The following is a 10477-nucleotide window of genomic DNA, read 5'->3' on the forward strand; positions in this document are numbered from 1 at the left end:
TATCTTCCTGTTTACATATAGTTAACGTCGCCGCTAGTGTACGTGATCGGCCTTAATCACGGCAAACCTATTTTTGTCCCGCTTTTCAACACTATACTTTTAACATTCCGTTAAAGGAGCAAGGAATGAGAACAGTTAAGGTCTATGAAGAGAGCTGGCCGCTGCATTCGCCGTTCGTGATCTCGCGGGGCAGCCGTAGCGAGGCTCGGGTTGTGGTCGTTGAGCTGGAAGAAGAGGGGATAAAGGCGAGCGGAGAGTGCACGCCTTATCCACGCTATGGTGAGAGCGATGCGTCGGTGATTGCCCAGATCATGACCATCGTGCCGCAGCTGGAGAATGGCCTTAGCCGCCAGCAGCTGCAGTCCCTGCTGCCGCCGGGAGCCGCGCGCAACGCCGTTGACAGCGCCCTGTGGGATCTTGAGTCTCGTCGGCTGGGCGTCAGCCTCAAGGAGCATCTGGGCGTAGCGCTGCCGCCGGATTTGACCACGGCGCAGACGGTTGTGATTGGCACGCCGGAGCAGATGGCGGCCAGCGCGGCCGCGCTGTGGGAGAAGGGGGCGCGGCTGCTGAAGATCAAGCTCGATGACCGTTTAATCAGCGAGCGGCTGGTGGCTATACGTACCGCCGTGCCGGAGGCAACGCTCATTGTGGATGCCAACGAATCCTGGCACAGCGAAGGGCTGGCGGCGCGCTGTCAGCTGCTGGCGGATCTCGGCGTGGCGATGCTCGAGCAGCCGCTTCCTGCAAACAATGACGCCGCGCTGGAGAACTTTATCCACCCGCTGCCGATCTGTGCCGATGAGAGCTGCCACGCTCGCAGCAGTCTGAAAACCCTTGCCGGACGCTATGAGATGATCAACATCAAGCTGGATAAAACCGGCGGGCTGACCGAGGCGCTGGCGCTGGCCAGCGAGGCGCAGGCCCAGGGGTTTACGCTGATGCTGGGCTGCATGCTCTGCACCTCCCGGGCGATTGCGGCGGCGTTGCCGCTGGCCTCCCTGGTGCGCTTTGCCGATCTTGACGGACCAACCTGGCTGGCGGTGGATGTTGAACCGGCGCTGCGCTTCAGCACCGGCCAGCTTCATCTCTGATCCGTCCAGCGCAGCAGGCGCGTCATCGCCTGCAAATAGCGCTCGCTGGCCTCATCGTTTGAGATCGGCGGCAACTCGGCGGTGATGCAGGGCAGGCCAATATCGGCGCACCAGCTGCCGAACGAGCCGGGCGTTTCGTAGCCGACGCTGCGCACCAGCGGCAAGGCAAACGCCGCGGCGAGCCAGTTTCCCAGCGGGCTTTGGGTGGGATCCTCAATGCAGGCCAGCGGATCGTGAAACGACACTACCCAGGCCGGGTGCAGGCGGTGAATAAGCTGGCACAGGCTTTGGGTTTCCGGTTCTGAGCCCGGCGCATCACCCGCCAACAGCACCACGTCCCGGGCGCTGGCGGCGCTGTTCCAGCGATAGACGGTCTCCCCGGCCCGCCAGTTGGCGGAGGGGAAGTTGCGGTTGAGATCGACCCCCTGGGCATTGGCCCGCAGGCCAAGCTGGCAGCCGTCGGGATTCACCGCCAGCACGACGTGATGATGGCGCAGGGCAGGTTCAAGCGTACGCAACGCACAGGAGAGGGTGACGACAGCCGCGCTCTCATCCCCGTGAGTGCCGGCGAGGATCAGCCCGCTCTCTCTGGAGGGAACGGGGGCGGGGAACCAGACAAGCGGCGCGCCGAGTCGCGAACGACCATAGTGCTCCATTACCGTAGCAAAAGCGCCCCGTTCGGCGCGTGGGCGTGAGGCGGTCATAGCAATCCTTTCAGACAGGGGATAAACAAAGTGTTAGGCAAAGCGCAGCGCTTTTCAAATTGTTTCATTCAGGATGCGAGCGAAGCAGTAAATATCACCTTATCTTGCTAAGCCGTTTGCATTTCTCCATGCGAAAACAAATAATTATCCCATCTTTTCTCTGGGCATTTGCTATAGGGCCATCTCATGAAATATCCCGTCTCCCTTCTTTGCGCTGCGCTGTGGCTATCCGGTCTCTCTTCAACCTCCTTTGCCGCTGACGTGCCTGCCGGAACCAGGCTGGCGTCGGAGCAGACGCTGGTGCGTCATATTAAAGATGAGCCTGCCACCCTCGATCCTGCTAAAGCCGTTGGGCTGCCGGAGATTCAGGTGATCCGCGATCTCTATGAGGGGCTGGTAAACCAGAATGAAAAGGGCGAGATTGTCCCCGGCGTGGCGACCAAATGGAGCACCAGCGATAACCGCAGCTGGACCTTTACCCTGCGCAAAGACGCCCGCTGGTCAGACGGCTCGCCGGTTACCGCCCAGGACTTTGTCTACAGCTGGCAGCGGCTGGTCGATCCTAAAACCACATCGCCTTTTGCCTGGTTTGCCGCGCTGGCAGGTATCGGCAATGCACAGAATATTATTGATGGCAAAGCTACGCCGGACACGCTGGCGGTGACGGCGGTTGACCCGCATACCCTGCGCGTACAGCTCGATAACCCGCTGCCATGGTTTGCTAACCTGGCCGCCAGCTTTGCCTTCTACCCGGTGCAAAAGGCCAATGTCGAGAGCGACAAAGCGTGGACCCAGCCGGGCAAGCTGGTGGGTAACGGGGCCTACGTACTCAAGGATCGGGTGGTCAACGAGAAGCTGGTGCTGGAGCCTAACGCTCACTACTGGGATAACGGCAAAACGGTGATCAAATCCGTCACCTTTATTCCCATTAACCAGGAGTCGGCGGCAACCAAGCGCTATCTGGCAGGGGATATCGATATCACCGAGTCCTTCCCGAAAAACCTCTATCAGAAGCTGCTCAAGGATATCCCCGGTCAGGTCTATACCCCGCCGCAGCTAGGCACCTACTACTATGCCTTTAACACCCAGAAGGGCCCGACGGCCGATGCCCGCGTGCGCCTGGCGCTGAGCATGACTATCGATCGCCGCCTGATGGCAGAGAAGGTGCTGGGAACGGGCGAGAAGCCCGCCTGGCGCTTTACCCCCGATGTGACCGCAGGCTTTACGCCCGATCCTTCAGAATTAGAGCAGCTGAGCCAGGCCGAGCTGAACGTGCAGGCTAAAACGCTGCTACAGGCGGCGGGCTATGGGCCGAGCCGTCCGCTGAAGCTGACCCTGCTGTATAACACCTCTGAGAACCATCAAAAGATCGCTATTGCCGTGGCCTCGATGTGGCGCAAAAACCTTGGAATAGACGTGAAGCTGCAAAACCAGGAGTGGAAGACCTATATCGACAGTCGCAACACCGGCAACTTCGATGTGATCCGCGCCTCGTGGGTAGGGGACTACAACGAGCCGTCCACCTTCCTGTCGCTGCTGACGTCCACCCACACCGGTAACATCTCCCGTTTCAACGATCCGGCCTATGACAAGGTGATGAAGCAGGCGGCGATGGAGCCGACCGCCAAAGCGCGCAACGTGGATTACAACGCGGCAGAGAAGATTCTGGCGCGGGAGGCACCTATTGCGCCAATCTACCAGTACACCAACGGGCGACTGATCAAGCCGTGGTTGAAGGGCTATCCAATCAATAACCCTGAGGACGTAGCCTACACCCGGACGATGTATATCGTGGCGCACTAGCCGTTGCTGACTCCTGTCTGTAGATAGAGTCGATTAAATACACTCCTCAAGCCAGGATGCAATATCCTGGGTTGGGAAGTTGTTGAGCGTTAGTCAAGAGGTACTCAACCGCATCGCCAGCGGGCTACGCTTGACGGGGCCTGAACGCGAACATCTGTTCATTCTGGCGTTTGGCCATCCGCCAGAGACCTATTTCACGCTCTCTACGGATATCACGCCGCGCCTGCAACGGGTGCTGGAGGCGTTTCGCTCTGACGTAGCGCGAGCGGGTGAATCGGCGGAAACGGCCAGCCTGATTGGCGAGCTTTCCCGTCAGAGCCATGAATTTGATGCGCTGTGGCGCAGCAACGATGTCGCCAGCCATGGGGAGGGTGTGAAGCGAATTAATCACCCGCAGGCGAGGACGATAGAGCTGGAGTTTTCAACGTTTATGGTAGAAGGGCGGCCCGATCTCGCGATGCTGGTTTTTAACCCGGCCAATGAAGAGAGCCGTAGTAAAGTTGACGAGCAGGTAAGACAATCCTTGTCTTACGGCGGCGCTTCAGACCGCCATTACGCCGCCATCCACGAATAGCTCATCCCCTGCAACGAATCGGCTCTCGTCAGAAGCCAGGAACAGTACGGCGCTGGCGACTTCATCTACCTCACCCAGCCGGCCGAACGGTGCCATATTTTGGAAAACCTCTTCCATGCCGTCATTGGCTTGCAAGTAGCTCTGCATCGCCGGAGTAAGGATCATTCCCGGCGAAACCACGTTCACCCGGATGCCCCGCGCTTTCAGATCGGTGGTCCAGGTGCGGGCAAATGAGCGGATGGCGGCTTTTGTCGCGCTGTATACCGACAGGCTGCCGATGCCCTTGCTGCCCGCCACCGAACCGGCAAGGATCACCGTACCGCCGGTAGTCATTAGCGGAAGCGCTTTCTGCACCGTATAGAGCGTACCTTTGACATTGACGCTGAACACCCGGTCAACGTGGGCGTCGTCTATCTCATCAAGCGCTGCAGATTCAGAGATACCGGCATTGGCGAAAACGACATCGATCCGGCCACGCTCGTGTGCAATGCGCTCATAAAGTCGATCGAGGCTGGCAGGATCGGCGACGTCTCCCTGTATGCCAACCGCCCCGTGACCAATCTCCTTCACTGCGATATCCAGCGGCTCCTGACGTCGCGCCGTCACGTACACCTGCGCACCCTCTGCGGCAAAGCGTTTTGCTGTCGCCAGACCGATCCCGTCGCTGCCCCCGGTAATTACCACGACTTTATTGGCAAATTTTTGGCTCATTTCATCACCTTTTCATTAAGTGGAGGATTGTTCCACTTAATAAAGGGTAGTAGCCTCCGCTTAGCGTACAACCACGAGGGCACAAAATGGATAACGAAACGGGATTACGTGCCGATGCACAGCGCAACCGCGAGCGCATTGTTGCTGCCGCCGAAACGGTATTTCTTGAGCAAGGCGCAGGCGCGTCGCTGGAAGAGGTGGCCCGGCGTGCAGGGGTTGGCATTGGTACGCTCTATCGGCGCTTTCCGTCCCGCGAGGTGCTGCTGGCGGCTGCCTGGAATGTACGTCTTCTTAATTTTGCACAAGTGAGCCGCGCAGGAGATGACGCGCGCGATCCGTTCAGCACGATGTGCGCTTTTTTGGAAGGACTGGTGCGGAACACGCAAATCTGGCGGGGGCTGGCGTCATCCCTTGGCACGGTTCTCCAGAGCGGTACGCCCGGCTGTATGGCGGTAACTGAGGAGGGGCGCAGACTGCTGATCCGCGGGCAAGAGGCCGGTTCCTTCCGGAGCGATATCACTTTTGACGATATTGTTTACATCGTCATCGCCGTTTCCCTGGCAGCTGAACAGGAGAATGCCTCAACAACGCGCATTGCCCATCTGGTCGATCTGTTCCTGAATGGGATCCAGGCGCAATAAATGCTTTGTCATGGAACGACCCTATACATAATCTGGCCCTAAAAGCGCCTGCCTGCAGGCAAAAAATCAGGCAGCGTTAACCATTTTAACTATTAAAATCAAATGTTTGTAACTCTTTGGCATCATGGCTGCAAAAGAAGGTGATCTCTTGCTTATAGCGACCAAACAGCTCCCGTAACTGCTGTTGCGTACGGTGTCTCGTGCCGTTATCCATCGCCATCATCCACTGATAAAAACGCAGGCCGGGCGTGCAGTGCGGTTTTTGCAGGTCCATTTCGCCGCGGTAGAACCAGGCGTCACCCCCATGCAGTAGCCACCCGTTTGGCTGGCTTACGGCAATGCCCGCATGCCCGGTGGTATGGCCTGCCAGGGGAACGAGCAGGATCTCCGGAGGCAACCCTTGCAGGGCCGTAACCGCCTCGAAGCCGTACCATGTTTCCCCCTGCGGTTTGTAGCCTGTCCAGCCAGATATCCCGCTCCACTGGCCGGGCCGATAGCGCTCGCGTGCCAGCCAGCTGTGCCGCTGCTGTGCGGTATCGATCTCTGTTTGCAGCAGGTGTATCCGTGCGTGAGGAAAATCCGTCAGCCCACCCGCATGGTCAAAATCAAGATGCGTAAGGATGATATGCCGGACATCGTCTGCTCTGAACCCCAGCGCTTCTATACGCGAGCGGGCCGTCAACATTTCCCGTCTTTGAATATTATTCATTACCCGGAAAAAGCCTGAGAGCCGTTTTTCCGGCTGACGGACATCGTCCCGGCCAAACCCTGTATCAACCAGCACTAATCCGTCCCGGTCAGTTTCAATAAGCAGACAGTGGCATACCAAATGGGCAAACACGCCTTTACTAAAACCATCAAATAGTGCGCCGCCTACCGGACACATACACCCGCAGTTAAGATGATGAACTTTCATATTTTCCTCTCGGTTATGTGTGATGGCCTACTTAATCATGTTAGGACATACCTCTCTTTCTGCGCGAAGTATCGGTAGGGGCGATATCTGTTTGCGCCCCAGATGACAATATTGTCATCCTCCTGTCAGGTAGTCAGGACAACCGGACGGGTATAACAGCAGGGTGATTAACTCAGGAGAATTAAAGATGAAAAAGCCTATCGCTGCCCTGTCCCTCGCCATGCTGCTTGCTGCTCCGGGCGTGGCGCTCTCAGCCCAGCCAGCGGCGGTCTATGACATGACGCAGGAGCTTGGCAGCAAGCTGGTTACAGAGGCACTGTCTGTCTGTCATGGTATGAACCGTCAGGGGGTAGCGGCCGTCGTGGATCGTGGCGGAAACCTGGTTGCGCTGATGAGGGATGATAACGTGGGGCCGCATAATACGCAGGCTGCGTGGCGAAAGGCTTTCACGGCATTGTCGACGAAAACACCGACTAAACAGCTCGCTGTTAAGGCGCAATCCTCCCCGGACTCCGTTAACCTTAATACCGTTAATGAATTACTGCTGCTGGGCGGCGGCGTACCGGTTAAGTATCGCGGTCAGGTCATTGGTGCCGTTGGCATGGCGGGAACCGGGGGCGCAGAGTCTGACGACCAGTGTGGTGCCGACGCCATTAAAAAGGTATTGGACGAAAACCACCAGGAGTAACACCAGCAGAAGAGGAGACCGGCGGGCGAAGGGTTAGCTCGCCGGTGGGTGTTCCAAACGGGATTTTTATGACGAAGGCAGTTCCAGAACTTCTCCGCCTTCCTGCGCCAGGCGTGCCAGATAGCGCGATGCATCCAGGATCTGCCACGGGAAATAGAGGCCAGACGCGACTGGCGGCATGCCATCCAGGCCGATAAGCCGCTCAAGGAGCAAGGCTATCCCCATTCCCGTCAGCGGTGCCGCGCCGCCCGGATGCACGACCGCGTGTCGGGTGTGAAGGGCCTGCCCAGCGTGATCCAAACCAGAAATATCCAGCAGGATCTCCGTTGATAATGCGCCGCCTTTACGTCGGCTTGAGCTGACCCCCTGACCCAAGTCGAACTGAACGCTGCGCGCGCCGGTCGCGGCGGCCAGACCCGTCACGTCGATTGAGGAGAAGCCGGCGGCATGAATTTCAGTGCCGTCCAGCGCGGAGAAAACGGTTTTGGCATCATCGCCCTCGCGCCAGAGCCAGATACCCTCCCGGAGCGTGAGTGCCGCAGGCAGAAGGTGATTCAGATGTTCGAAATCTGCGGCCACCGCCGGACCGCCGGTATCCTCTTCATCAACCAAAGCACCAATGCGGATCTCCTCTACCTGGCTGAATGATTTCGCCAGATGGAGCGCAGGCACCGTGGTTGCGCCTACCAGCCACTCGTAGCCAAGCACGATCGCCGAGGCCGTTGGGGCATGCATAAAGCTGGCGATTTCCGGGGCTATCTCGAATATTCCCGACGAGATACTCAGATGCGGTACGCCGCGTTTCTGGGCGAAGCGGAGGCTGGCAAGGGTGTGATCCTTATAGAGAACGACCACCGCGCTGACGTTTTGCTCACCCAGGCCCAGATCGTCAGAGGCCGTGTCGATTACAACACCTTGCGCATGACCCATTTCTGCCGCTGCGCGCTGAGCCTTGCTAAGATCGCGTCCCCCTATGAGCAGAGGAACATCAGGATAAATGGCCTGTATTGCCCGAGCGGTCTGGTGACCAATAGCGCCGGAACCGCCCATTAACAGGATAGGATCGAATGACATAAGCGTTTCTCCTCGTTTACGTGACAAGCTACGAACGGCCAGGGATGCGGGCAATTACCTTGATTTCGAAATCAAATCCTGCGAGCCAGGTAACGCCAACGGCTGTCCAGTTTGGATAGGGAGGTTGTGGGAAAATAGCCTGTTTGACCTGCATGATCGTGGGAAACTGATTTTGTGGGTCAGTATGGAAGGTGGTGACATCGATAAGATCGTCAAAGGTGCAGCCCGCAGCCGCCAGCGTGGCCTTCAGGTTATCAAATGCCAGCTGCACCTGAGCAGCAAAATCCGGCTCCGGCGTGCCATCGGCGCGGCTTCCCACCTGGCCAGAGACAAACAGCAAATCGCCGGAACGGATCGCGGCAGAGTAGCCGTGCTCTTCATAGAGCGCATGGCGGCTGGCGGGGAAAATCGGTTCGCGCTGAATCATAGGGTATCCTTTACTTTTGTTCAGGGTGAAAAAACGTAAAGCGCAGCACGGATATATGGTTTAATATACGCGGCGTATGTGAAATTAAGCACACATACGCCGCGTATGTCAAATAGATATGGAGAGGGTATGGTTGCCAAGCGACGCAGCGAAACGATGGAAGAGAACCGCGAAAAACTGATCGCGGCAGCGCGGAAAGCCTTTGCTGAAAAGGGGTTTGCCGCTGCTTCAATGGATGAGTTAACCGCCAGCGTTGGGCTAACACGTGGCGCGCTCTATCACAATTTTGGCGATAAAAAGGGGCTGCTTGCCGCCGTGGTAGCTCAGATTGATGGTGAGATGGCAGAACGTGCCAGGGCTGATGCCTCTCATGCCAGCGACGACTGGGAAAGGTTGTTGGCCGAGGGCGTTGCCTACATCAAGATGGCGCTGGATCCAGAGGTGCGGCGCATCGTGCTGCTTGATGGCCCGGCGTTTCTGGGCGATCCTGCCCAGTGGCCTGGGCAGATTAGCTGCCTTGACGCCACCCGCCAGACGGTTAAAAAAATGCTTGAGGACGGCGTGCTTAAGGCCGTAGATGCCGATGCCGCAGCGCATATGTTAAACAGTGCTGCGATGAACGCGGCGATCTGGATCGCGGCCAGCAACGAGCCGGAGAGGGCGCTGCCGAAAATTATTGACGTGTTTACGCAACTGGCAAGTGGCTTACGCAATGACGAGGGATCGGCGAAAATTTAAGTAGCGGCTAAGTCCTGATTTTGAGGAGTCTGGTCACGGCGGACTCCTTCGCTGGTGCATTAACGATTCAAAATGTGCTCAAAAATTGATTCATCTCATCGCGACTGGAGAGCCTGACGCGTTTTGCCGGACTGGCTTTTGCAAACTTCTCGGCAATCCAGCCATAGACGCCCTCTATAATCCAGCGCGATTCACGCGCGATCGCCAGCGCGTCCTGCAAAACAGCTTCTTTTGCTCGAGCCTTACCGTAGCCGCCTGGTTCCCAGTTAAGTGTGTCTAAATCCGTGACAGGCAGTGCGATCTTTTCTGCCAGTCGCATAGCCAACCAGCTTTTCCCCGATCCGCTATTGCCTATGATGAGCACACGTTGTATGTCACCAGGCATCGATCAGCCTTCAACCAGCGTAGTGTTAAATTCCAGGCCGGGCATCATCTGCGTAAGGCCGTCGGTGAGCATGTTGCCTGCAGCGTGCAGCGCATCAAGGGGCATCTCCGGCAGGCTTTCCAGAATAAACCACATCTCTCGATCGGCTGCGCTCAGACGGGTGCGAACGCCCTGACGCCAGTTCCAGCGGCGACAGGTTACGCCGATATCGTCACGCCAGATAACTTCCCCCGGCTCCGGCGACTCGGCGGCGGGCAAGCCCTCCTTGAAGGTATCGAACGTTTCTGTACCGTCGGCAATGACCAACCTCGGCAGGCCGCTGTAGGCAGCGAAATTTTCTCCGCCCACCGGCACAGCATAGCGCAGGCTAACTGCATTATAGAGATCGACAACCGGATCCAGCGCCGCCATGGTGCCGTCCCGCAGCACCCGCTTACGCAGCGCTTCAGCAGAGCAGGGTGTACGTTTGGGCTTGGCGCCAAAGGCTTTGAACACCTCACTCCAGGCGTTCAGATGACTTTCCGCCCACGCGGGTTGACCGTCAAGCACGGCCTGACAGGCCTCTTTCAACGCTCGCTCCCCAAGCTGAATATCACCCAGCGGCGCGGCTTTCACATAGATACTTAACGCACGAAAGCCGGGAGCGATACGTGCCAGCTCCGGGCTGATTGACGGTAACGGTATGGACATCGCATAATCCTTTAATGACTGATTTATTCCATGAT

12 protein-coding genes and 1 pseudogene are annotated in these 10477 nt (G+C 57.7%); 6 read left to right on the top strand and 7 right to left on the bottom strand.

Going from position 1 to position 10477, the window contains the following annotated elements:
* Positions 1–125 precede the first annotated feature (125 nt).
* A complete protein-coding gene (gene ycjG, locus WFN61_RS13425) occupies positions 126–1091 on the top strand; it encodes an L-Ala-D/L-Glu epimerase (protein WP_337038777.1) in 966 nt (321 codons plus the stop codon).
* Here the strand turns inward: ycjG and mpaA are convergent.
* Positions 1082–1795: a murein tripeptide amidase MpaA gene (gene mpaA, locus WFN61_RS13430; RefSeq protein WP_337038778.1), complete on the bottom strand. Its 714-nt coding sequence runs from the start codon at positions 1793–1795 to the stop codon at positions 1082–1084. The genes ycjG and mpaA overlap by 10 nt on opposite strands.
* Before the next feature lie 186 nt (positions 1796–1981).
* Between mpaA and WFN61_RS13435 the strand changes: the two genes are divergently transcribed.
* Together WFN61_RS13435 and WFN61_RS13440 are read left to right on the top strand one after the other, a co-directional pair.
* Complete coding sequence (locus WFN61_RS13435; protein WP_337038779.1) at positions 1982–3598, top strand: peptide ABC transporter substrate-binding protein; 1617 nt, start codon at positions 1982–1984, stop codon at positions 3596–3598.
* Positions 3599–3689: 91 nt separating this feature from the next.
* Positions 3690–4172 (top strand): annotated as a pseudogene (locus WFN61_RS13440) (MmyB family transcriptional regulator); the annotation flags it as partial.
* Here WFN61_RS13440 and WFN61_RS13445 read toward each other — a convergent pair.
* Complete coding sequence (locus WFN61_RS13445) at positions 4140–4883, bottom strand: SDR family NAD(P)-dependent oxidoreductase (RefSeq protein WP_144814970.1); 744 nt, start codon at positions 4881–4883, stop codon at positions 4140–4142. The pseudogene WFN61_RS13440 and the gene WFN61_RS13445 sit on opposite strands and share 33 nt — an antisense overlap.
* Positions 4884–4969: 86 nt before the next feature.
* Between WFN61_RS13445 and WFN61_RS13450 the strand changes: the two genes are divergently transcribed.
* The gene (locus tag WFN61_RS13450; protein WP_257757795.1) at positions 4970–5524 is read left to right on the top strand and encodes a TetR/AcrR family transcriptional regulator; all 555 of its coding nucleotides are present in this window, start codon (positions 4970–4972) and stop codon (positions 5522–5524) included.
* Between the two features lie 85 nt (positions 5525–5609).
* On the opposite strand, the gene WFN61_RS13455 is transcribed toward WFN61_RS13450, so the two are convergent.
* Positions 5610–6440, bottom strand: a complete 831-nt coding sequence (locus tag WFN61_RS13455; RefSeq protein ID WP_337038780.1) for an MBL fold metallo-hydrolase — start codon at positions 6438–6440, stop codon at positions 5610–5612.
* Positions 6441–6627: 187 nt separating this feature from the next.
* Between WFN61_RS13455 and WFN61_RS13460 the strand changes: the two genes are divergently transcribed.
* Positions 6628–7128, top strand: coding sequence for a GlcG/HbpS family heme-binding protein (locus WFN61_RS13460; protein WP_257757792.1), 501 nt, complete (start codon positions 6628–6630; stop codon positions 7126–7128).
* Between the two features lie 66 nt (positions 7129–7194).
* On the opposite strand, the gene WFN61_RS13465 is transcribed toward WFN61_RS13460, so the two are convergent.
* Together WFN61_RS13465 and WFN61_RS13470 are read right to left on the bottom strand one after the other, a co-directional pair.
* Complete coding sequence (locus tag WFN61_RS13465; protein ID WP_257757791.1) at positions 7195–8202, bottom strand: NAD(P)-dependent oxidoreductase; 1008 nt, start codon at positions 8200–8202, stop codon at positions 7195–7197.
* 28 nt (positions 8203–8230) lie between these two features.
* Entirely contained in the window at positions 8231–8629 is a 399-nt protein-coding gene (locus WFN61_RS13470) for a RidA family protein (RefSeq protein ID WP_144814984.1), read from the bottom strand.
* A gap of 129 nt (positions 8630–8758) precedes the next feature.
* On the opposite strand from WFN61_RS13470, the gene WFN61_RS13475 reads away from it, so the two are divergent.
* Positions 8759–9367, top strand: coding sequence for a TetR/AcrR family transcriptional regulator (locus tag WFN61_RS13475; RefSeq protein WP_312272734.1), 609 nt, complete (start codon positions 8759–8761; stop codon positions 9365–9367).
* Positions 9368–9434: 67 nt separating this feature from the next.
* Here WFN61_RS13475 and WFN61_RS13480 read toward each other — a convergent pair whose 3' ends face one another.
* Both WFN61_RS13480 and WFN61_RS13485 read right to left on the bottom strand, forming a co-directional pair.
* Positions 9435–9686 (bottom strand): hypothetical protein, encoded by a 252-nt coding sequence (locus WFN61_RS13480; RefSeq protein ID WP_312282386.1) that lies wholly within the window; start codon positions 9684–9686, stop codon positions 9435–9437.
* 69 nt (positions 9687–9755) lie between these two features.
* Positions 9756–10442 carry a B3/B4 domain-containing protein gene (locus tag WFN61_RS13485; protein ID WP_312282385.1) on the bottom strand — a complete coding sequence of 229 codons (687 nt, stop codon included), beginning with the start codon at positions 10440–10442 and terminating at the stop codon, positions 9756–9758.
* Between the last annotated feature and the right edge of the window lie 35 nt (positions 10443–10477).

Origin of the sequence: Pseudescherichia sp. AS216, from assembly GCF_037152055.1 — a bacterium.
GTDB lineage: Bacteria > Pseudomonadota > Gammaproteobacteria > Enterobacterales > Enterobacteriaceae > Pseudescherichia.